This is a genomic window from Sanguibacter sp. Z1732 (assembly GCF_051020515.1).
Lineage (GTDB): Bacteria > Actinomycetota > Actinomycetes > Actinomycetales > Beutenbergiaceae > CALKWS01.
Map to the genome: position 1 here is coordinate 1,167,799 of NZ_CP194857.1, position 22,632 is coordinate 1,190,430.

At 69.2% G+C, this 22,632-nt stretch carries 20 protein-coding genes and 1 pseudogene; 3 read left to right on the plus strand and 18 right to left on the minus strand.

Translation table 11 applies throughout. The features are described from left to right. From ACRRRO_RS06260 to ACRRRO_RS06305, 10 genes and pseudogenes are all read right to left on the minus strand, one after another. Positions 1–600 (minus strand): annotated as a pseudogene (locus ACRRRO_RS06260) (aspartate/glutamate racemase family protein); the annotation flags it as partial. Further along, positions 593–1,603, minus strand: coding sequence for a D-cysteine desulfhydrase (locus tag ACRRRO_RS06265; protein WP_424795764.1), 1,011 nt, complete (start codon positions 1,601–1,603; stop codon positions 593–595). The pseudogene ACRRRO_RS06260 and the gene ACRRRO_RS06265, both read right to left, overlap by 8 nt. Positions 1,604–1,651: 48 nt before the next feature. Beyond that, positions 1,652–2,842, minus strand: coding sequence for a Gfo/Idh/MocA family protein (locus tag ACRRRO_RS06270; RefSeq protein WP_424795763.1), 1,191 nt, complete (start codon positions 2,840–2,842; stop codon positions 1,652–1,654). A gap of 6 nt (positions 2,843–2,848) precedes the next feature. Next, complete coding sequence (locus ACRRRO_RS06275) at positions 2,849–4,285, minus strand: NAD-dependent succinate-semialdehyde dehydrogenase (protein ID WP_424795762.1); 1,437 nt, start codon at positions 4,283–4,285, stop codon at positions 2,849–2,851. A 140-nt stretch (positions 4,286–4,425) separates the two neighbouring features. Then, entirely contained in the window at positions 4,426–5,178 is a 753-nt protein-coding gene (locus ACRRRO_RS06280) for a carbohydrate ABC transporter permease (RefSeq protein WP_434081246.1), read from the minus strand. A gap of 5 nt (positions 5,179–5,183) precedes the next feature. Next, complete coding sequence (locus tag ACRRRO_RS06285) at positions 5,184–6,152, minus strand: carbohydrate ABC transporter permease (RefSeq protein WP_424795761.1); 969 nt, start codon at positions 6,150–6,152, stop codon at positions 5,184–5,186. A 77-nt stretch (positions 6,153–6,229) separates the two neighbouring features. Next, positions 6,230–7,558, minus strand: coding sequence for an ABC transporter substrate-binding protein (locus ACRRRO_RS06290; RefSeq protein WP_424795760.1), 1,329 nt, complete (start codon positions 7,556–7,558; stop codon positions 6,230–6,232). Between the two features lie 148 nt (positions 7,559–7,706). After that, a complete protein-coding gene (locus ACRRRO_RS06295; protein WP_434081247.1) occupies positions 7,707–8,981 on the minus strand; it encodes a hypothetical protein in 1,275 nt (424 codons plus the stop codon). After that, positions 8,978–9,868, minus strand: a complete 891-nt coding sequence (locus tag ACRRRO_RS06300; RefSeq protein ID WP_424795758.1) for an aldolase — start codon at positions 9,866–9,868, stop codon at positions 8,978–8,980. Before ACRRRO_RS06300 ends, ACRRRO_RS06295 begins: the two co-directional genes overlap by 4 nt. Beyond that, positions 9,861–10,802 (minus strand): PfkB family carbohydrate kinase, encoded by a 942-nt coding sequence (locus tag ACRRRO_RS06305; RefSeq protein WP_424795757.1) that lies wholly within the window; start codon positions 10,800–10,802, stop codon positions 9,861–9,863. Before ACRRRO_RS06305 ends, ACRRRO_RS06300 begins: the two co-directional genes overlap by 8 nt. A gap of 164 nt (positions 10,803–10,966) precedes the next feature. Here ACRRRO_RS06305 and ACRRRO_RS06310 point away from each other — a divergent pair, with 164 nt between their 5' ends. Beyond that, positions 10,967–11,701: a DeoR/GlpR family DNA-binding transcription regulator gene (locus ACRRRO_RS06310; RefSeq protein ID WP_434081559.1), complete on the plus strand. Its 735-nt coding sequence runs from the start codon at positions 10,967–10,969 to the stop codon at positions 11,699–11,701. A 62-nt stretch (positions 11,702–11,763) separates the two neighbouring features. Here ACRRRO_RS06310 and ACRRRO_RS06315 read toward each other — a convergent pair whose 3' ends face one another. The 8 genes from ACRRRO_RS06315 to ACRRRO_RS06350 form a co-directional block, all read right to left on the minus strand. Then, positions 11,764–12,993, minus strand: coding sequence for an aspartate transaminase (locus tag ACRRRO_RS06315; protein WP_434081248.1), 1,230 nt, complete (start codon positions 12,991–12,993; stop codon positions 11,764–11,766). Positions 12,994–13,074: 81 nt separating this feature from the next. Further along, a complete protein-coding gene (locus ACRRRO_RS06320) occupies positions 13,075–13,413 on the minus strand; it encodes a histidine phosphatase family protein (RefSeq protein ID WP_434081249.1) in 339 nt (112 codons plus the stop codon). A 2-nt stretch (positions 13,414–13,415) separates the two neighbouring features. Next, positions 13,416–13,754, minus strand: a complete 339-nt coding sequence (locus ACRRRO_RS06325; protein WP_434081250.1) for a histidine phosphatase family protein — start codon at positions 13,752–13,754, stop codon at positions 13,416–13,418. Between the two features lie 129 nt (positions 13,755–13,883). Continuing rightward, on the minus strand, positions 13,884–16,376 hold the full coding sequence (locus ACRRRO_RS06330; protein ID WP_424795754.1) for a beta-galactosidase: 2,493 nt from the start codon (positions 16,374–16,376) through the stop codon (positions 13,884–13,886). A 79-nt stretch (positions 16,377–16,455) separates the two neighbouring features. Continuing rightward, a complete protein-coding gene (locus tag ACRRRO_RS06335) occupies positions 16,456–16,887 on the minus strand; it encodes an ABC transporter permease (RefSeq protein WP_434081251.1) in 432 nt (143 codons plus the stop codon). Beyond that, positions 16,884–17,612: a hypothetical protein gene (locus ACRRRO_RS06340; RefSeq protein ID WP_434081252.1), complete on the minus strand. Its 729-nt coding sequence runs from the start codon at positions 17,610–17,612 to the stop codon at positions 16,884–16,886. Before ACRRRO_RS06340 ends, ACRRRO_RS06335 begins: the two co-directional genes overlap by 4 nt. Positions 17,613–17,617: 5 nt before the next feature. Then, entirely contained in the window at positions 17,618–18,784 is a 1,167-nt protein-coding gene (locus ACRRRO_RS06345) for an ABC transporter permease (protein WP_424795752.1), read from the minus strand. Between the two features lies 1 nt (position 18,785). After that, positions 18,786–19,763: an ABC transporter ATP-binding protein gene (locus ACRRRO_RS06350; RefSeq protein ID WP_424795751.1), complete on the minus strand. Its 978-nt coding sequence runs from the start codon at positions 19,761–19,763 to the stop codon at positions 18,786–18,788. Between the two features lie 217 nt (positions 19,764–19,980). On the opposite strand from ACRRRO_RS06350, the gene ACRRRO_RS06355 reads away from it, so the two are divergent. Continuing rightward, entirely contained in the window at positions 19,981–20,958 is a 978-nt protein-coding gene (locus tag ACRRRO_RS06355) for an ATP-binding cassette domain-containing protein (protein ID WP_424795750.1), read from the plus strand. Beyond that, positions 20,955–22,604 carry an ABC transporter permease gene (locus tag ACRRRO_RS06360; RefSeq protein WP_424795749.1) on the plus strand — a complete coding sequence of 550 codons (1,650 nt, stop codon included), beginning with the start codon at positions 20,955–20,957 and terminating at the stop codon, positions 22,602–22,604. Before ACRRRO_RS06355 ends, ACRRRO_RS06360 begins: the two co-directional genes overlap by 4 nt. Positions 22,605–22,632 lie beyond the last annotated feature (28 nt).

Sequence of the window (22,632 nt, forward strand, 5' to 3'; positions counted from 1 at the left end):
CACCACCGCGAGCGCTGCCGCGGCCCGCTCGAGTGCCGCAGTGGTGCCGACCTTCACCTGGTAGATCGCCTCGATCAGGCGTTCCTGGTCCGGCGGTTCGGGCAGGAGCGCCGCCCGGTCGCGTTCTGCCAGGGCCTGCTGGTACAGGCCCGAGCCAAGGGTGGCCGAGGTCGCCAGGACCCCGATCGGGCCAGCCTCGATCGGGCCAGCCTCGATCGGACCTGTCTCGACCGCGGCATCGCTGCAACCCACTTCGAGTGCCCGCTCGATGGTCGCGTCCACGATGCTGAGCAGTTCCACCCCCTGCTCCCGGGCGACCGGACCCAACCACACGTGGGCGGTATTGCACGGGGACACGATCACGTCAGCCCCACTGGCCTGCAGCGCGCGTACACCCCGCTCCAACCAGGGCACCACGCTCGGCCCCACACCGGTCAGGGCAGCGGTGCGGTCCGGCACGGTCGGATCCGCCCACATCACCACCCGCAGATGGTCCTGATCGCGCGTCGCCGGGGTGCGCGTAACCAACTGGGTGTAGAAGGCAGCCGTGGCTGCCGGCCCCATGCCACCCAGGATGCCCAGGAGGGGACGCTCAGGCATCAACGTCCTTCAGTGCCGCGTCCGGGTAGGCATACAGCGCCGGAGCGCCACCGGTATGAAGGAAGAGCACGTCCTCGTCAGAGGCGAAACGCCCCTGGTGGATCAGGCCGATCAGCCCTGCCGCGGTCTTGCCGGTGTACACGGGGTCGAGGAGAATCCCCTCGGTGCGCGCGAAGAGTTGAATGGCAGCGGTCATCTCATCGGTGGGAAGGGAGTAGCCCGGCCCCACGTAGTCATCCACCACCTGCACGGCCTCCTCGGTCACCACCGGGTCGAGGCCCAGGCGGCCCAGCGCAGCGTTCGCCAGATTCCGGATCTTTGCTTCCTGGCCGGCCTTGTCCGCGCGGACGCTGATGCCCGTCACCGGGATCCGCGAGGACAGCGCCTGCTGGCCGGCGAGAAGCCCGGCGTGGGTGCCCCCGGATCCACTGGCACACACGATGTGGTCAAAGGAGGGGCCTGCGTCGAAGGACTGCGCCTGGATCTCAGCAGCGCAGGCGGCGTAGCCCAGCGCCCCGAGATCATTCGAGCCGCCACCGGGGATGATGTAGGGCTGACGGCCCCGGCCACGCAGGTCCTCGGCCATCTGCTCCATCGCCCCCTGCAGGTCGGTGCCTGCCGGCACCACCTCGGTGCCGTCCACGCCGAGCAGCCGGAACAGGAAGTGGTTGCCCAGCGCCTCCTCGTGGTACGAACCGGGGACACGCTCCTCCAGCACCAGGTAGCAGGACATTCCTTCCCGTACAGCAGCAGACAGCGTCAGCCGGCAATGGTTGGACTGCACGGCCCCGGTGGTGACGATCGTGTCGGCTCCGCTGTTGATCGCATCCGCCATGAGGAACTCGAGTTTGCGGGTCTTGTTTCCCCCGGCCGTCAACCCGAGGAGGTCGTCGCGCTTGATGTGAATCCGTGGTCCACCCAGTTCCCTGCTCAGGTTCGCCAGGAACTCGATCGGGGTGTGTCCGGCGGTATAACGCCGGCGCGGAATACGTGCCAGGTCCATCGTTCTACTCCTCGTCCTCTGTTCGGGTCGTGCCGGCAAGCACGCGGTTCACAGCGTCACGGCCCGTCCGGTCTGCACCGACTCCTCGGCGGCCAACCCGATGCGGACCGCTTGCACGCCATCGCGCAGCGTCACCTCGACCGGTGCGCCATCCAGCACGGCCCGTCGGAAGCCCAGGTGCTGGAAGTAGGTCGACCCGTGGTGGGCACCGGCAGCGAGCACCGCGGGATCAACCGGGACCGAACTGCGCACCGGACCCTGCGGTGCGCGCGGGCTGAACTCCACCTCGGCCTCGCGTAGTTGATCGGCGGGCCAGTGGTCGGCATCGACCGGCACGAAGCACTCGGCCTTGGCCACATCCCCCACCAACGAGATGTGCTCCTGGAAGGCTGAGCCCTCGGCGAACATGCACAGGTCCAACATGGCGCGCACACCGGCGGCGAAGTCCACGACGACGAACGCGTTGTCGAGGATGTCCGGGCGCCGCCCGTCATAGGACTCATCGGCGTGATTCACATCCGACCCCCCAGAGGCATAGACCCGGATCGGCTCATCGGCGGTGAGCAGCCGCATCAGGTCGAAGAAGTGGCAACTCTTCTCCACGAGCGTCCCCCCGGTTCGTTCAGAGAACCGGTTCCAGTCATCGACCTTGTCCAGGAAGGGGAACCGGTGCTCACGGATCGACAGCATCCGCAACCGCCCCAGATCACCGCCGCGCAACCGCTGCAGTACCTGCTGCACCGGGGGCATGTAGCGATACTCCATCGCCACCCAGATGGGCGCCGGGTGCGCAGCCGCAGCCTCCTCCAGCAGGTGAGTATCGGCCATCGTGGTGCACACCGGTTTCTCCACGAGCACCGGGTAGGGGTGGGGGTGGGAGAAGATCTGCGTGAGGATGGCCGCGTGGGTGTCGTTCGGGCTGGCGATGACCAGGGCATCCACCAGGCCCGAGGACAGCAGATCCCCGGGCTGGTGGTAGCGGATGACGTCGTGCGGGGCGTTCGGCAGGCCCATCACCTCGGCGTGGGTCGCCTCGAGCGAATCGGCGTTGGGGTCGGACAGTGCGGTCACCACACTCCCCGGGATGAGGGCGAGGTTGCGCACGTGCTCACGCGCCATCTGCCCCGCGCCGATGATGCCGTAGCGGATCGTTCGCTGCGCGGGTCCGGAATTCTCCACGGTCTGCCTCTCGGAGTGCTGGGTCTCGGTGTACTGGAACTGCTTGTGGCGGTCGGTCATGGAGCGCTAGCGCCAGGCGAGGTAACGCACACTCTGAAACTCTTCCAGGCCCAGGCGCGAGCCCTCCCGGCCCAGACCGGACTGCTTCACCCCGCCCATCGGGGCGTAGGCCGAGGCCGGCACCGGATCATTGATCCCGAGGATCCCGACCTGCAGCCTCCGGGCCATCCGCCAGCACCGGGAGGCATCGGTGGTGAACACGAAACTCGCCAGACCCATCTCGGTGCTGTTCGCCCGTTCGACCACCTCTTCTTCGGTGTCGAACCGGAAGACGCCGGCGACCGGACCGAAGACCTCCTCGTTCGCGATCGCACAATGCCCGGGCACCTCGGCCAGGAGCGCCGGAGCGACGTAGGGACCTTCCGGCACGGTCGCGCGTGGGGTGTTGACCCCGTGCGCTCCCGCGCTCAGGGCCTCCTCGACCATCGCCTCCACGGCGGCGCGCCGATCCTCATCGATCAGCGGCCCCAGGTCGGGCATCGGTTCGCTCGTCGGGTCCCCGATAGTCATGTCCTGGATCTTCTCGGCGAGGCGGCGGGTGAACTCCCCGTAGACCCCGGCCTGGACGAAGAAGCGGTTCGCCGCTACGCAGGACTGTCCGTTGTTGCGGAACTTCGCCACCAGGGCACCTTCTACTGCCAGGTCCACGTCGGCGTCGTCGAAGACGATGAACGCCCCGTTTCCGCCCAGTTCCAGCAGCGGGTGCACAACCCGCTCGGCCGCCTTGGCCATGATCTGACGCCCGACGGCGGTGGAGCCGGTGAAACTGACGATCCGCGTGCTGGGGTGCTCGAGCAACGCGTCGGTCACCGCTTGCGGCGGTCCGTGCACCAGGTTGATCACCCCGGCCGGGATTCCGGCCTCGACCAGGCAGCGGATTATTTCCGTCACTGCCAGCGGAGCCTTCTCCGACACCCTCGCCACCACGGTGCACCCGGCGGCGAGCGCCGGGGCGAGTTTGCGGGCCTGGATCGAGCAGGGGAAGTTCCAGGGCGACAGGCTGACCACCACCCCGGCCGGTTCACGGAGGGTGAGTTGCTCACGTCCGGGCGCTTCGGGGGTGAGGACCTCGCCCGCCGGGCGGCGTGCTTCCTCTGCGAACCAGCGCAGATACTCCATCGACAGGTTCACCTCCGCGACGGCCTCGGGCAGGCGCTTACCGGTCTCCCGGGCCAGGAGCGCCGCGATCTCGTGGTGCCGCCGGCTCAGCACTGTCACCGCCTGCATCAGGATGTCGGCGCGCTCCCGGGCCGGCCGGCCGCCCCACTGCGTCAGGGCCCGCCGGGCCGCGTCGGCAGCGGCCACGGCCTGCTCGGCACCGGCCCAGGCCAGGTGAGCGATCACCGCACCATCGGCGGGATTGTGCACCGGGCGGGTGGTGGACGATCCCACCCAGTCGCCATCGATCAGCATCGCGACGGTAGGGGCATCGGGCGTGGTCATCGGTTCTCCTCAATCGGGTGGGGTCGTCTCGGTGCCACCGGGCCGGCACACCGGCAGCAGCCGTGGGGCAGGGCGCTGTCATCCCTTCACCGCCCCCGCGGTGATACCGGCCACGAAGTAGCGCTGCAGGAAGATGTAGGTCAACGTGATCGCACCGAGGCGATCACCACACCGGTGAACAGCAGGGGGTAGTCGGTGAGGAACTCCCCCTGGAAGTTCAACAGTGCCAGGGGGATGGTCTTCTTCGAATCGGTATTGATGAACAGCAGCGGATACAGCAGGTCGTTCCACTGGATCACGAACAGGAAGATCGCAGTCGCCGCTACCGACGGCATCGACATCGGCAGCACGACCGACCAGTAGGTCCGCATTGGGCCGGCGCCGTCCACGGCGCTGGCCTCATAGGCCTCCCGGGGCAGGGTGCGCATGAAGCCACCGAGGATGAACACCGCCACCGGTAGTCCCACGGCGATATTGATCAGCACCAGTCCGAGGCGGTTGTCGAGTAACCCCAACTGGTCGAACAGTGCGTACTGGGGAATCATGTTCGCCTGCGGTGGGATGGACATGCCCAGCACCAGGAACCCGAAGATGAGCCAGCCCTTCCATCCGGGAATGCGGGCGGTGGCATAGGCGGCCAGGCTGCCCAGCAGCAAGGTCAGGAACACCGAGGCACTCGTGACCATCACGCTGTTCAGGAACGCCTGGTCGAGACTCTGCTGGTTGAAGACGATGTCGTAGTTCTGCAGCGACACCGACGACGGCAGCCCGAAGGGGGAGGCGAACAGTTCCGGGGTGGTCTTGAAGCTGCCGAAGATGACCACGGTGATCGGCACGAGAATCAGCGCCGCGTAGACGGTGAGGATGGTGGTCCGCGTGATCGTGTAGCGCATGATCCTCAGGCCTCCTTCTGCGTGAGTTTCAGCAGGCGGCGCTGGGCGATGACGATCGCGGCGATGAAGGCCATGAAGATCAACGACTGGGCGGCGGCGTACCCGAACTCGGTGTTGGCGAAGGTGGAGTAGATCCGGGTGGACAAGATGTCGAGGCTGCGTCGCGGCGGGAGTCCGCCGAGTCCGAGGATCAGGTCGAAGGCCTTGAAGGATTGGATGGTGGTGTAAGCCACCACGATTGCCGTGGCCGGGGCGATCATCGGCCAGGTGATCTTGGTGAACTGCTTCCACTTCCCGGCACCGTCGATCTCGGCGGCCTCGTACAACTCCGCCGGCACCCCTTGCAGCCCGGCGATGAAGATCACCATCATCTGCCCGGCGTGGAACCAGACCTGGGTGATCGCTACCCAATAGATCGCCTGCTCGTTGTTCCCCAGGTAGGCGCTGGTGTACTCACCCAACCCCACGGCCTCCAGCACGGAGTTGCCCAGGCCGTAGTTCGGGTCATAGATGAACTTCCAGATGTAGGCCACCGAAACCGAGGACAGGATCGTGGGGAAGAAGAACAGCCCCCGCAGCAGTGTGGAGCCGGTGGAGTTGCGCACCAGGAAGATCGCCAGCATCAGCGCCAGCAAGGTCTGGAAGACCACCACGACCAACATGAACTTGAGGTTGTTCGACAACGCGTTCATGAACAACGAGTCGTTGGTGAACAGGTTGCGGAAGTTGCCCAACCCCACGCTCTCGTACTCGGCGCTGAACCCGTCCCAATCGGTCACCGAGTACTGCACGGCCTGCAAGGCCGGGATGGCGAAAAAGATGATGTAGACGACCAGGGCCGGGACGGGAAACACGTACAGCGCGGGATGCACCCGGGTGGGCCCACCACGCTTCCTGCGCGCCGGCGGCAGTACCGGGTTCGGCGGAACCGGCGGGCGTGCCCGCCGAGCCGGTTCCGCGGATGTCCCTGTCATGTGTTCCTCAGCAGGTTCGCCGATCGGGTCGCGCCGATAGTCGGGTAGAGCCGTCGGCGGGACCTGATGGTCATGGGTCAGCGGTTGATGCGCTGGTCGATGATTTCCTGGGCCTGTTCCGCGGCCTCGTCCACCGAGGTACCGCCGACGACGTCGATGCAGGCCTGCTCGGCGGCGTTGCGGATATCCAGGTCGTTGAACTGGAAGCGAGCGGCCAGCATGGTCTCCTTGTCCAGCCAGTCCGTGGTGGCGTCCAAGTCCTCGTTGTCGTAGTCGACGTCGGACACCGTCAGGTGCTGCGAGGTGCCGTTCGCGTAGGTGCTCGCGGGCCCCGACTCGCTCAGGAACCGCAGGAACTCCAGCGCCGTGGCCTGGTTGTCCGACGCGGAGTTGACCCCGAGCACGAAGGTGGCGTTGTGCACCCCTTCGTACTTCCGCTCCTCGGCCGACACGGTGACAGGTGCGGCCATGCCGAACGGGAACTCCGCCCCCAGTTCGCGCACAGCTGCCATGTGGAACGAGCCGGTCATCAACAACGCCGCATCACCCTGGGCGAACATCTGCTGGACCGGTTCCACCGCGGTGCCCGTGGAGTTCGCCTGGAAGTACGGGCGCAATTCCTCGTACTGGCTCAGGGTGTGCAGGAACCAGTCGTCGGTGACCTTGTACTCCCCGGACTCGATCTTGACGCACATGTCATCGCTGGGCGCGTTGTTCATCACCATCGCGTTGAACAGGTGCCCGGCGTTACCGATCTCGCCACCCGACCAGGCCATCGGGACCTTGTCCAGGGACATGATCGCCTCACACATGGCCAGCCACCCCTCCCAGTCACCGGGGGGTTCGGTGATCCCGGCCTGCTCGAGCAGGTCCAGGTTCGTGATCGGCTGGTTGAACACCAATTGGTAGGGCAGGCCGTACTGGACCCCGTCGCGCGCGCCCGAGTCGATCAGGCTGGCGTTGTACAGGTCCGGCACGCCGGTACCACTCAGGTCGGTGTAGAGCCCTGCGTCGACCATGTCCTCGAACTGGGCGCCCCGGAAGGCCACGAACAGGTCACCGATGTTGCCGGTACGGATCTGCTGCAGGGCGTTGGACTGGTAGTCGTTGGAGGGCGAGATGTCCTGGGAGATACTGACCCCCTCGTGCTCGGTAATGAACTCCTCGATGAGTTCGGCCAGGATCGCCTGGTCCTCAGCGCGCCAGTGCGCGAAGGAGATGGAGCCGTCCACCTCACCTTCGAAGGCCCCGCCGTTCTCCTCCGAGGTGCCACCATCCCCGCCACCGGAGCCGGGCCCGGCACAGGCGGCCAGGAATGCCGCGGAGCCGGTGGCGCCGAAGAGTTGCAGGGCGCGGCGTCGGGACAGTGCCGCACGGGAGAGGGGCCGGTTCTGGTTGGTGTTCATGTCGTTCTCCTTCGAACTGTTGGTTTCTCACCATTCGATGACGGGGATATTGAGGAGATCGGCAGCAGCACGTAGTTGCGGCCGGACGTCGGTCCAGGCAAGGACCGTGTGGTGGGGGAAACCGCCGGTGACGAGCCCGTGCACGAATTCACTGGCATCGGTGTCCAGGCGGACATCGGCGGTGTTGCCCTGGAACCGGTTCGGCCCGGGCAGTGACTGCCCGCTGCCGATCAGTAGGCGCAAGCCCTCGCCGGCGAGGTCTTCGGTGAACCGGGCCATGATCACCGGCCCGGTGCGCAGGGGGAAGTTGCCGGCCACGCCGATCTTGCGGTTGCAGTGCACCGACTGGACGGCGTTGGCAGGGTCGGCAGCCAAAAGTGGTGGCCGCCGAGCCGCAATGCCAGAACCGCACCACGTTGCGTCCGGTGTCCAGGTCCACGGTGTCCACCAAGTAACTCATCCCCGCCCCGAGGGCCTGCAACGTCAACATGGTGGCCGCGCCGTAGACATCCCGTTCACACTGGGTGGGTACGCCTTCGCCGGCCAGGCGGGACAGTGATGAGCACGGGCACACCCCGACCCGGGTGGGGAACTCCGGCCAACAGCGCACCGCGACCGAAGCGAGGTCGTGTGTGCCGGACCACTCCCGCAGCGCCACCGTGATGGCGGCGTGCTTGCTCACCTCGGTCGGGTCCAGGTCATCCAGGCTGGGCTGGGCTGCGACGGCCGCACGGAACTCCTCGTGCTGCGCTTCCGACCCGACCGCCTCAACCCGGGCGAAGGCCTCGTCGATACTCAACTGCTGCACCCGCAGCCCGAATACCTGGGTCAGCAAGTCCGGGTCGTACTCACTGGGTGTGAAACCCGGTGGCGGATCGCCGATCACGCCGATACTGCGCCCGTGCAGGGACGCCAGAGCAGTGCGCACGTCCTCGGTATCGGCGCGTTCACCGGCCGCGCTCGGCAGGGCCGGTGCGGGCGGGAGGTCACCGGTGAGTGCCGCCTGCAGGGCCCGGCGGACCTGGTCCTCCTCGGGATCACCGTAGAGGAGGCGGACCTGCCCCCCGGAGCGGGCCAGCGCGTGGCCGAACAGGTTGGCACCGCAGAGCGAGTTCAGCCACAACCGGTCGCCGACAGGGCCGGGTTCCCGGAAGGCCCACAGCAGCACGGGTGCCTGCTGGTCGGCATAGAGCTGCAGTGCCGGGTTGGCGTCGGAGAAGGACGCACAGACGTTGATCACCAGGTCCGCGCCCTGGAGATGCCCGGCGGCGGCCCCGATGTCCTCGGGCGTCATCACCAACTCCCGGGGCCCGCGCACCTGCGCACCGAGTTCGGTCAGCAGCGCCCGGGCCTGATCGGCCCGCTGCTGGGCGACGTCGACGGCGAACGTCGGCCTCGCCGTCGGGATCATGGCGACCTTCATGCTGCCTCCCCGACCACGTCGTCGACGATCTCGCCCAGGTGCTGCAGCCGGGCGACGGCCGCCGTCCGTAGGTCCGCTTCGACGTCGGGTGTTGCGATGCTGGAGGCCCACACCGCCCGTCCCGCGAGGAAGCCCGAGGCCCCTTCGGTGCACGCCAACCGAACCGCGGTGGGGAACACGTCCTCGGGGACCCCGCTGGACAGCACCACCCAGGGCGAGTCGACCGCGGCCGTGATCTCGGCGCACCGGCGGCGGATCTCCTCGGGTGCGCCCTGACCGTGCAGGGGCACCTCACCCTTGTACAGGTCCGCGCCGAGCGAACCCAGTTCGCGCGCCGCGGCGAGCACCCCGGCGTCCCAGTCCCAGGTGCTACCCGAGACCGGTGCGCGGGAAAGCGGTTCGATGATGCTGAGCAGACCGGCGTCGTGGCAACGGCCGATGAACTCCTCCACCATCGCGATCCGTTCCCGGGGCTCGGTATCGGGCCGGTAGATCACCAACAGTTTCATCGCCCGAGCGCCCTGGTCGCGCACCCGCACCGGATCCACCTGGTAGTCGATCGTGACGTTCCCGACCAGTTCGCCATGGGCGCTCTCGAAGTGATCCGCCGCCGCGATCAGGGCGCACCGCTCATCGACCACTCCGGCCTGCACGATCGGCTCCCAGCCGAACTGCCGGTCGATCAGCACCGCCGAGGCGTGCGGGGAGAGGATTCTGGTGGCGGCGATCTTGAAGTCGGTCACGTGCTGGTCGCTGACCGGGCCCCGGGTGTGTTCGGCGAACATGCCCCGCAGCGCCTCGCGCTGGTCAACGGCCAGCATCGCGAAAGCACCGGAGGGTCGTTGCAGGTCGCTCAAGTGGGGTGGGGCGGTCGTCGGCTCAGCCATCAGCGGGGGCCTCCTCAGGCACGGTGGTGGTGCGGGAGGCGAGTGCCGCCTGCACGTCGTGGTGGGTGGGGATGGCGCTGCGGCCGTCCACCGCTGCGCAGGACAGTGCGGCGGCGATGTTGGCATAGGCCATGGCATCGGGCCGGGGCAGTCCGCGGTGCAGCGCGGAGACCAGCGCGCCGTGGAACACGTCCCCGGCGCCCAACGTGCTCACCAGCGGGGCTGAATGGGCTGGGGCGTGCACCAGGTTGCCGTCGGCGTCGAGCCCTACGCATCCGCGGGCACCGTCGGTGGCGACGACGCTGCGGGCACCGTCGTCGAGGGTGCGTTGCAGCAACTCCGGGGCCGGTGCGCCGCGGTACTGGCGGCGCAGTGCCTCCAGGGTGGGGGCGTACAGGTCCACTCCGGTGGGGTCGAAGTCCTCGATCGGGTTGCCACCATCGACCGACAGGCGCGGGTGCTGCTCTGCCGGCAGTTCCTGCAGGTAGCGGCGCACCGGCGCCCAGCCCATCTGGTCGACGTGGATCCAGGTGGCGCCGTCCAGCAGTTCCGCGGCAGCCTCGCCGATGCGCGGGCGGGTGGCCGGTCGGTTCACGATCGCCCGGGTGTGCCGGACCGGGTCCACCAGCACCACACTGGCCGCCGAGCGGACACCGGGGGTGATCTGCACACCACGGACGTCGACACCTTCGCCCTGCAGGTCGGACAGGATCTGCCGGCCCTCGGTGTCGTCACCGACGGTGCCGATCATCGCGACGCTCGAGCCCAGCCGCCGGGCGGCGACCGCCGCCGTCGCCGCCGGACCTCCGCCGGCGAAGACCACATCCTGGGCGACCTGCCGCGAATCGGGTGCAGGGAACTGCTCGACCACCGCGATGGCGTCGTAGGTGAGCACCCCGACACAGACGATGTCTGCGATGTTCCCAGCATCCATGCCCACTCCTCACCATTGAATGAGGCAAACTCAACACGTAAGTGTTGAATAATCAACACGTCCATCTTTGCGAACCGGCATGATGTCTGTCAAGGAGTGATGCCACATGACCGAACCGACCACGGCCAGGAGCCTGCCCGGGGCCGGCCGAGCGTCGCGCCCGCATCATGGAACTCCTCAGCGTGCACGGCTTCCAGAAGGTGACCGACCTGGTCGACCTGCTCGGAGTCTCCGACATGACCGTGCGACGAGACCTTCGCAAACTGGCCGCAGCAGGGGAACTGCGGGTGGTGCACGGTGGCGCCAGCCTGCTGCACGCGACCCTGCGCACCCCAGACTTCACCAGCCGGGGAGCTCATCAGCGGGCAGCCAAGCAGCGAATGGCACAGGCAGCCCTGGGGCTGATCAAGCCCGGCGCCACGATCGCCTTCGATGCCGGGACGACCGCGTTCGAACTCGCCGCGGCCCTACCCCCCACGTTCTCCGGGTGCGTGATCAGCCACTCGGTGCCGGTGCTGCAGCACATGCTCAACTTCCCGCACCTTCGGGTGATCGGACTCGGCGGTGAACTCCTGGTGGACAGTCAGGCATTTGTCGGCGGGCAGACGGTGGCAGCCCTGGCGAACCTGCACGCCGATGTGCTGTTCATCGGCGTCGCGGCGCTGCGCAGGTCGGGGATGTACGTTGCCACCGACCAGGAGCGCCCCACCAAACAGGCACTGATGCAGGCGGCCGGCCGGGTAGTGCTGCTGGCCGACCATTCCAAGTTCGATGCCGCCGCGCCGGTGCTCCTGGGCGAGCTGGACCAGGTGGACGTGCTCGTGACCGATCGACCGTTGCAGCCGCCTCTGTCGCAAGCGTTCGCCGAGGCACGGGTGCAGGTTCTCACCGCAACCTGACCACTCGGCGTCATCGGTCGCGCCACCGACCACCGGCGCCTACTGCGGGCGCGTCCCCCCGCTCATTGCAGCCGTGCCACCGCCGCAGCGATCGCCGCGATACCGTCCTCGATGGTGTCCAGGTCGGTGGCATAGGACATCCGGAAGAATGGCTCAGCACCGAAGGCTGAACCCTGGATCACCGCCACGCCTGCCTCCTCCAGCAGGTACAGGGTCACCTCTTGATCATTGGTCAGTTCCGCACCCTGCTGCGGTGTGCGCCGCCCGAGCAGGCCCTCGCAGTCCACGAACAGATAGAACGCTCCGTCCGGCTCGATCGGGTTCAATCCGTCGACGTCGGCGATGAGTTCCAGGGCGCGGTCGCGGCGCTGCCGGTAGGCGCGGACGGTCTCGGCGACGAAGGACTGATCCCCGGTCAATGCTGCCACGGCGCCGGCCTGGGAAATTGAGGACGGGCACGTCGACGTCTGGGATTGCAGCAGGTTGATCGCCCCGATGAGGGCAGGGACGCCAACGGCGTACCCCAGGCGCCACCCCGTCATCGCGTAGCTTTTCGACACGCCGTTGACGGTCAGGACCCGGGACCGGATCGAGGGTGCGGCCGCGGCCAGCCCGAGCAGGGGCTGGTCGGTGAAGGTGATGTCATCGTAGATCTCATCGCTCAGCACCCAGACGTGGGGCGCCTCCTGCAGGACTGCGGCCAGGGCGTGCAGTTCGGCTTGCGTGTAGGCCACGCCTGTCGGGTTGCTGGGACTGTTCAGGATCAACCAACGGGTGCGCGGGGTGATCGCCTCCCGTAGTTGTGCCGGCGTGATCTTGTACCGGTCCTGCGCCTTGGTCTGCACGACGACGGGAGTACCGTCGTTGGCGCCGACCATGTCCGGGTAGGAGACCCAGTAGGGGGTCGGGATGATGACCTCGTCACCGGCATCGAGCGTTGCGCTGAACGCCAGGTAGATGACCTGCTTGGCCCCTCCGCCCACGGTGATGGAGCCATCGGGGTAGGAGATGCCTGAGGTGCGCTCCATCCGCTCCCGAATCGCAGCCCGCAGTTCGACCGTGCCATTGACCGAGGTGTACCTGGTGTCGCCCGCGTGCATTGCGCGAGTGGCGGCGTCCTTGATGTGCTGGGGTGTGTCGAAGTCCGGCTGGCCGACGGTGAAGTCGAAGATCCGGTTCCCGGCAGCCTTCAGTTCCCGTACTCGCGCAGCAGCGGCGGTGCTCGGGGACTCCTTGATCCGCCGCACCCGGTCAGCCGGTGTGAACGGTGCGGCAATGTGGGTGCCCGTCATCGGGAAACTCCTGGGTGTTGGTCTGGAACGCTTGCTGCGCGAACAGAGTAGCCGGTGCACCCCGGCGCGGAGCCAGAAGGCTCAGGCATGCCACTCAACGGTATTCCCGGGCGCCTCCCGGCCGGCCGGGCCGTCGCCGGCAGGGGCACTGACGCGGTCCCCGCCCAGGGCCAGGTTCTCCCAGTAGTGGGCCCACCAGCCCTGGTCCACGCTGCCCTCCAGCACGATCGCGCCGGTGTTGCTGATCGGGTTGTGCGTGGCGTACTCGCCGCTGATGTTGGCCACCCGGGCCGCGGACCAGGAGCGCATGATCGCCCCGTGGGTGAACATCACCGCGGTCCGCACCCCATCGGCCGCGGCTTCGGCGAACACCTGGTCATAGCGGTCCCAGACCTCCTCCCCGCTCTCTCCGCCGGGCACGGTCAGGGTCGGGTCATCGGCCCAGCCGAAGAGGTGCCCAGGTAGGCCCGGATCGCCTCGTGGTCCCCACGCATCTCGAACTCACCGGCACTGATCTCCCGCAGCCCCTCGTGCACCCGGAATTCCGCGTCGCGCTGGGCCAGCAACGGCTCCGCCGTCTGCTGGGTGCGCACCAGGGTGGAGGCGTAGACGACGTCGATGTCCTCATCGACCAGGCTGCGCGGCACCGCGGCGGCCTGCTTGCGGCCCAGTTCGGTCAGGTCGGCACCCGGTTCCCCGGTGTCCAACAGGTCGGCCACGTTGGAGGGGGTCTGGCCGTGGCGGATGAGGATCAATCGCATGCCTTCATCATCTCCCGAAAAGGTTGACCGAGTCGTGGCCCACCGGTGAGCATCCGGTGCACACAGGTCGGCCCCGGGTAGGGAGGCACCCGATACTCGCTCTCGCCGTCGCCCTCGCCCTCGAGCCGATCAATCATGGAGGGACAGCGCGACGCGGGCGACGCGGACCAGATCGACCGAGGTCACCGAGATACCGTCGGCAACATCGCGGACCGCCGGATCCACCCACACGCCGGTCTCGGCGCGCCAGGGCAGGAGTTCCAACTCCAGGCCCTGGCGCGTCACCACCTCGCGGTGCTCGGTCAGGTCGATGTCCCACACCCTGCCGTGCCAGAAGTTGTCGCTGACCACCTGGCCATCGATCACCGCGCGGCCCACGTCACCGGTCCAGTTCACGCGCAGCAGCGCCCGGTCGACGTCCTCCAGGAGGTCGCCGGGGATCCGCACGGGCACGGCGGCGGCCCCGGAGAAGTCGGTCGGGGCGCTGAGCCGGTTCATCGGCCCACCGGTCCGGGGCGCGGGCGGGCTGGGCGCGGTCGGACTCAGGTCCGAGGCGATCCGATGGGTGCCCGCAGCGGGGGTCGACAGCCGCCACGTGGCCCAGAGCGAGCCGTGCGCGGCCTCGGAGTCGCGCGCCAGGAGAGCGGGCGGTGCCGTTACGCCGGGCTGCGTCGCGGCGCCGGTGGGTACCGTGGGGCCGGACCCCCACGTGCCCGGTGCGACCTGCAGCGCCGCCGGGGCGGGCAGCACCGAGATCGACGCCGAGTCCACCTCGGTGTCGGCCACCAACTGCCCGTCCAGGGCGTACACCGGCACGTCGGCGAGCACGAGCCGGTCCCGGCCGCCCACATCCAGACGGTACAGCCGGTTCGCGGCCTGCTCATCCAGCACCACCACCCGGATGCCGGGAAGGTCCACCACCGTCTCGGGACCCGGTGGGGCATCGAGCGTGACCACGGTCGCGGCACCCTCCCGCCGCGCTGACCCGGCGCCGCCCACGGGGATGTCGCCGTCGTCGGCTCCCTGCTCCCTGCCACCGGTCCGTTCCAGGACGAGTTCGACCGGCACGCCCTCGGTCGCACTGAGGACCACCACCTCACCGGCGTCGTCGCTGATCCGGGTGAGCAGTTCCGCCGTCGCGCTGCGCAACCGGAGGTGATCGGTGAGGGGGTAGCGCACCGGCCACGCCACCGAGATGCCGGGCGGCAGGTCGACCGGCTCGGCGGGAACGTTGACGACGTCGTCGTCGAACTCGATGCTCACCCGGAAGCCGGGCTGGGCGGCGATGGGCTGCTTCGGCGGCTGGTAGGTGCTGCAGAACAGGTAGCCGCGCCGGCCGTCCGAACGCACCGCCCAGCGCAACTCCTCCGGGTCCTCGCTGCCGCCACCGATGCTGGTGGTCATGGTGGCCAGCGCCGTCCCGTCGGTGGCCAGCCACAGGTGCTGGCGCCGCAGGGTGTGGTGGTGGGCCCTGATCTGACCGTGCTCACCGATCGGGGCGTTGAAGTCATAACTCCGGGTCGGCACGTCATTGGGGTAGCCGGTCGCGTGCGACTCCTGCTCCGGGCCGGCAGCACCCGCCCGCTGGGTGCCCCCGGCGTACATGTAGTAGCCCTGCCAGATGGAACCGCTGCCGATCTTGGCCAGTGCCAGGGCGGTGACGTCCTGGGCGCTGACCAGGGGACGGCGGTGGTAGGCCACGTGCATGCCGCCACCGAGTTCACAGGTGGCGAACGGGAGGTCCGCCGCGTCGGTCCGCGGTGCCGCCGCAGCACCGGTGATCCCGTCGAGGGCCTCGCGCAGGTCGGCACCGACGGTGAGGTCATCGCGCACCTCCCCGTAGCGGAAGTGGTGCTGGGCGAAGGGGGGCCACTCCGTGGTGGTCTCGGCCCAGAATCCGTCGGCGTAGGCGCTGTAGACCGGCAGCAGCGTGCCGGGAACCTCGGCTCCGCCCCAGCCGGTCGCGGTCCAGATCGGCACCTGCAGACCGAGGTCTTCGGCGATCCTGCGCAGCGTGGCCAGGTGCTCGGGCTGGTCGTAGAGTTCGTTCTCGATCTGCACACCCACCACGGGTCCGCCCTCGGCGTGGGTGAGGCCGGTGAGCTGGGTAATGGCCTGGGCGTAGAGCCGGCGCGCCAGTTCGAGGTAGGTGGGGTCGTTGGTGCGGGTGGGCAGGTTCTGCGCGACGAGCCAGTCCGGGAACCCGCCGTACCGGGCCTCGCCGTGGGCCCAGGGCCCCATCCGCACGATCACCTCGAGGCCGTGCCGGCGGGCCAGGTCGATGAAGGCGCGCAGGTCCCGGTTACCGTCCCAGCGGAACCGGCCCGGATCGGGTTCGTGCGCCTGCCACAGCACGTAGCAGGCCACCGAGGTCAGGCCCCCGGCCCGGGCGTGCCCGAGGGTCTGGGACCAGCGCTCGCGGGGCAGGCGGGCATAGTGCACCTCCCCCGTCACGGGGAACCAGGGACGGCCGCCGCGCTCCAGCCAGCGGCCGGTGACCTCGATGCGGTCCGGCGCCTCCGGGGAGCTGCCCATCGGCGGGTGGCCGCGGCGGGGTGGCCGGGGAGCGGTCACGCGCAGGTGGCGGGCGGTTCGGGCGGGGACGGGGGTGTCGGTGGGCATCCTTCGCGATTGTGCCACGGGCGCGAGCGCGGGCTCCGTCAGGCCCGGAACGGTCCCGGGTCGGCAACGCGTGGCGCGCCTACATCGCCCGGGACACGGCCCGGCGCAGCGCCACCGCGCCGAGGGCGATCAGCACCGCCGCCATCGCGGCCAGCACCCCGAGCTGCGGGGCGATGTCGGCCACCCCGCCCCCATGGCGCTGGAGTTCGGCGAAGGCTTCATACCCCCAGGCGTGCGGGGTGGCGTGGGCCACGGTGCGCAGGGTGTCCGGGAACAGGTCCAGGGGGAACATCAACCCGCCCAGCGCGGCCAGCACCAGGCCCAACCCGACCGAGACCCCGGTGGCGGCGCCCTCGTGGTCGATCAGCGCCCCCAACAGCATCGCCGTCCCGGTGGCCACCGCCCCGAACACGGCCACCAGCACCAGTGCCGCGGCGAGGTTGCCGAAGTCCACGTCGAACAGCACCATGCTCGCCACCATGATGTAGCCGCCCTGGACGAACGCGATCACCCACCGGCCCAGCACCTGCCCACCGATCGCCGCACCGGCCGAGACCGGGGAGACCACACCCGGGCCTGCACTCCCAGGCGCCTGGACTGGATGAGCGTGACGGCACTGGACAGGGTGGACAGGAACACGAACAACAGCAGCATGCTGCCCGCCTCCAGGTCGAACCGGCCCAGCCCGGCGAAGACGTTGGTCTGGCCGCCGGCATCGGTCACGGTCAGGCTCACCGGCGCCACCGCCTCCCGGGCCCCCACCAGGGCCGCGTCGGCCTCCTGCGGCGGTACGCCCGCCTGCGTCAGGGCCGCCACCTCCGCGCGCGGCCCGGTCAGGGTGCCCAGCGCGGTGAGCACCCGTTGCTGCACCATCGGGGCACCGGCACCGGAGGCAGCGATCATCTCGATCTGACCGGGCTGTCCCGAGGCGTAGTCGCTCTCCGCCTCCGCATCGATGTACAGGCCCACCTCGGCTCGCTCGCGGGCCACCTCGGTGCGCATCTCCTCGGCGCCGGCGACACCGTCGACCTCGGTGCCGGTGCGCTCCAGCTCCTCGGCGAGCCCCTGGCGCAACTCCCCGCCGGCGCCGGTGATGACCACCCGGCCCTGGTCGGCCCCGCCTCCGAACTGCAGGCCGAGCACGAACACCAGCAGCATCGGGAAGATCAGCATGAAGAAGATGTTCGACCGGTCCCGCACGAAGCGGCGCAGCTCGGTTCCGGCGATGGCCAGCACGGCCCTCACAGTTCCGCCCCCCGGTCCGGCAGTAGTCCCGAGGCAACCGCGGCGATCACGGCGAAGCCCACCATGGTGGCCAACGGCACGCCAAGATCAGAGAACTGCCCGCCACCGGCGACGATCCCCAGCCCGCGCGTGAACGCCCCGATCGGGTTCAGTTCCAGCAAGGTCCCGGCGATACCGCCTGAGGTGAGTTGGAAGAAGGCGCCACCGAACATGCCCAGCACGACGGCGAGGATCGCCTGGGTGACGCCGGCTTGCTCTGCGGTGCGGGCCAGGCGGGCGACGACGAACATCAGTGACGTCGCCGCGGCCACCACTGTCAGTACCAACAAGGCCACCAGCGGAACCGAGCCGAAGGAGACATCGAACATCCACCCGCCCACCGCGAGGAGCACCCCCGTGGCCCCGACGCCCAGCACGTAGGCTGAGATCGCTTTGCCCGCCACGATCACTCCGGGCCGCATCGGCATCGACCGCAACCGCACCAGGGTGCCCTGCTCGCGCTCGTTGATCAGCGACAGCACCCCGAAGCCCACCGTGAACAGCAGGAACAGACCAGCCTGCCCGGCCACCATGGTGCCGCCCCCGTCGAGTTGTTCACTGGCGGTGCGTCCTTCGATGGTGGTTACCGCTTCGGGCGCCTGCGCCACCGACTGGGCCACCATCGCCAACTCCTCATCCGACAGGCCCAGTTCGGCGCCGGCCCGGGTGGCCGTCGTGACCGAGGTGAACCGGTCGGCCACCGCCTGGGTCACCGAGATGACGATGCTGGTCTGCAGTCCGGCGGCCTCCCCCTCGATCACCTCCACACTCGCCTGCGCGTCCTCGGCCACCGAGGCTGCGTCGCCACCGTCGATGACGATGCCCAGGTCGGCGCTGCCGTCGCGCACCAGCGGGCCTACCTGATCGGCGCTGACCTCATCGACGTTGATCTCGAAGGCGTCCACCTGCCCCAGGGTGGCGATCACCGCCCGGGCCAGGTCGTCGTCGTCGGCCGCCGTGATCGCCACGGTCGTCTGCTCGAACTCGATGTCCTCGGCGCCGGAGAAGACCAGGTTCATCACGAACATCAACGCGATCGGCACCACGAGGCCGAAGATGAGCACCGACTTGTCCCGGACGCGCTGGCGCAGATCCGCCGCCGCCAGAGTGAGCAGTTGGCTCATGTCAGTCCCGCAGCGCCTTGCCGGTCAGGTGCAGGAACACCGATTCCAGGTTCGGCCGGGAGATGCCCACATCGTCCAGTTCCATCCCGGCCCGACCGGCGGCGGTGACCACAGCAGCAACCGCGGTGGGGGCATCGCGCACGTGCAGGACCAGGTCGCGACCGTCGGCCACCACCTGCTCCACGGCCGGTAATGCGAGCAACTGCTCAGCCGCGGCGGCCACCGCGCCGGTGCCGACCAACCGGATCTCGTCGAGTTCGCCGATGAGACGGATCAGTTCGCTTCGGGTGCCCTCGGCCTGGACCTTCCCGGCGTCGATGATGGCGATCCGGTCGCACAGCCGCTCGGCCTCCTCCATGTAGTGGGTGGTGTAGAGCACCGCCATGCCCTCGGTGGACAGCGCCTCCACCGATTCCAGGATCGCGTTGCGCGACTGCGGGTCCACCCCCACCGTCGGTTCGTCCAGGATCAACAACGAGGGCCGGTGCAGCAGACCGATGCCGATGTTCAGGCGGCGTTTCATCCCGCCGGAGAACTTCTTGGTGGCCTCCTTGGCGCGGTCGGCCAGCCCGATCAGGTCCAACACCTCATCGATCCGTCCACGCAGGTCCTTGCCGCTCATGCCCTGCAGACGGCCGAAGAAGGACAGGTTCTCCCGGGCGTTGAGTTCGGGGTAGATGGCCAGGTCCTGGGGCACCAGGCCCAGGTGGGCCTTGGGCGCCACCCGGTTCGGGCCCATCACCTCCCCGGCGATGCGCACCTGCCCGGCGTCGGCGCGAATCAGCCCGGCGGCCATCGAGATCGTAGTGGTCTTCCCGGCCCCGTTGGGCCCGAGCAGCCCGTAGGTCTCCCCGGGGTCGATGTGGAAACTCACCCCGTCCACGGCGGTGAGGTCGCCGAACCGGCGCACCAGGCCCTCGGCCTGCAACACCGGGCCTGCGATGGACGCGGCGCTACGCACGGCGGTGGTCTGAGTCATGACGGCTCCTCGTCCTGGCAACGTCCTGCGCTTCAGCTGGGACGGCCAATGCCCAGCCTGCCACGGGCGCGTCCCCGTGTGAACGGGATTACCCTGGACAGTGCGCTGAACGCCCGTTTAGGCTACTGACCGTGCGATCAACCCGCGTGCGCGCTCTCGTCGCATCGCGGTGACCGAGCGACCGCCGCCCTCGTCCATCGATCCCGGGAGACCCCCGATGAACCCAGCCATCGAGATCCGCAACCTGGTCAAGACGTTCGGCCCGACCCGGGCCCTGGACGGGGTGGACCTGACCGTCCAACCCGGGCAGGTGCACGGCTTCCTCGGCCCCAACGGCGCCGGCAAATCCACCACCATCCGGGTCCTGCTGGGCCTGCTGCGCCCCGATTCCGGCACCGCCACGGTGCTGGGCGAGGACGCCTGGTCCGACGCGGTGACCCTGCATCACCGGTTGGCCTACGTGCCCGGCGATGTCTCGCTGTGGCCGAACCTGACCGGCGGAGAGGCGATCGACCTGTTCGCCCGCCTGCGCGGCACGGCCGACCGGCACCGCCGCGATGACCTGATCGAACGTTTCGACCTGGACCCCACCAAGAAGGGCCGCACCTACTCCAAGGGCAACCGGCAGAAGGTCGCGATCGTGGCCGCCCTGGCCGCCGACGTGGAACTGCTGGTGCTGGATGAGCCCACCTCCGGTCTGGACCCGCTGATGGAGGCCGTCTTTGCCGAGGTCATCGCCGAGGAGAACGCCAGGGGCCGGACCGTGCTGCTGTCCAGCCACACCCTGGCCCAGGTGGAGAAGCTCTGCGAGCACATCTCCATCATCCGCTCCGGGCGGATCGTGGAGTCCGGATCCCTGGCGCAGATGCGTCACCTGATGCGCACCACCGTTGATGTGGTCACCGCAGGCCCGGTGGACCTCAGCGGGGTGGCGGGCGTGCACGACCTGGCCGACGACGACGAGGGCGCGTTGCGTATGGACGTCGACACCGAGCACCTCGATGAGGTGATCGGACACCTGCACGCCGCCGGGATCCGGTCCCTGCAGGCGCACCCCCCGACTCTGGAGCAGTTGTTCATGCGCCACTACGGCAGCGCGGAGGCCGGCGTCGAGGGGGCCGCAGACGACGCCGCAACCGCACGCACCGGCGCGGGCACCGGCACCACCGGCGACCTCAAGGCTGCGGACCGATGAGCGCCGCAACCGCCACCCGCCCGGCCCGGCCCGCCCCGCCGGCGCGCACCGGAGAGCTGACCGGCCTGGGCACCCTGATGCGATTCGCGCTCCGCCGCGACCGGGTGCGCCTGCCGATGTGGATCATCGGCATCCTGCTGGCCACGGTGGGCACCGCCGCGAGTTTCCCGGCCTCCTACCCCGACGCCGAGGCCCGCGCCGGCGCATTGCTGACCATCGACAACCCCGGCACCACCGCCCTGATCGGGGCCGTGTACGGCGACGGCGACTACACCTACGGCATCATCACCGGCCACAACCTGCTGGTGCTGATCTCCGCGATCGCGGCGCTGATGTCGATCTTCACCCTAGTGCGCCACACCCGCGCCGAGGAGGAGTCCGAGCGGGCCGAGTTGGTGCGCTCGGGCCCGGTGGGCCGCTTCGCTCCCGCCGCCGCGGCGATGACCGTGGTGATCGGGGCAAACCTGGTGCTGGCCCTGGTGCTCGCCCTCGGCCTGGGATCGCTGGGGATCGACACGGTGACCTGGGAGGGCTCGTTCGTGTTCGGCGCCGCGGTCGGTTCGGTGGGCCTGGTCTTCGCCGGAATCGCCGCCGTGACCGCGCAACTGAGCGAGGACGCCCGCACCGCCTCCTCGGCCGCGGGGATGCTACTGGCCGGCGCCTACGTGCTCCGCGCCCTGGGGGATGTCAGCAACGAGACGCTCTCCTGGTTCTCCCCACTGGGCTGGGCCCAGGCCACCGAGCCCTACTACGCCGATGACTGGGCGCCGCTGCTACTCCCGGTGGGAGCCGCCGTCGTCCTTCTCGTCGTGGCGGTGGCGCTGAGCCGCCGCCGGGACGTGGGCGCAGGCGTGCTCGGGACCCGTCCCGGACCGGCACGCGCCGGGGCCGGGCTGAGAGGCCCGTTCGGGCTGGCGTGGCGGTCCAACCGTGGCACGCTGATCGGCTGGACCGTGGGCCTGGGCATCTTCGGACTGCTGTACGGCCCGGTGCTGTCGGAGGCCTCGACCTACCTTGAGGACCTGCCGATCATGGCCGAGTTCATGCCGGACATCGACGCCTCGGGGGAGGAACTGTTCGCCGCCACGGTGATCCTGGTGGTCGCGATCCTGTGCGCGGTCCCGCCGCTGCAAATCGTGTTGCGGCTGCGTGGCGAGGAGACTGCCGGCCGGGTCGGGCCGTTGCTGACCACGCCGCTGCCCCGGTGGCGCTGGCTCGGGGCGAACCTGATGCTGGCTGTGCTCGGCGGGGCGTGGCTGCTGGCGGTGATGGGGTTCAGCATCGGCCTCGGTGCGGGGTATTCGATGGACGACTACTCCTGGGTGGGCACCAGCACCATCGCCGCGGTCTCCTACCTGCCGGCGGTCGGCGTCATCGTCGGTCTTGCTGCGCTGCTGCTGGGGTGGGCACCGCGCGCCGCGGCGTGGTCCTGGGCGCTGGTCGGCCTCGCGGCGGTCGTGGCCTACTTCGGTGGCATCTTTGACCTGCCGCAGTGGCTGATGAACGGCTCCCCGTTCGAGCACGTGCCCGAACAGCCCGCGTTCGACTTCGACGGCCGGCCGCTGGGCTGGCTCAGCCTGGTGGCGGTGGCGTTGTCGGGTGCGTCGCTGGTGGGCATCCGACGCCGCGACGTCCAGGAAGCCTGACCCCTCCCCGGCCCCCGGCGCCCGGTCG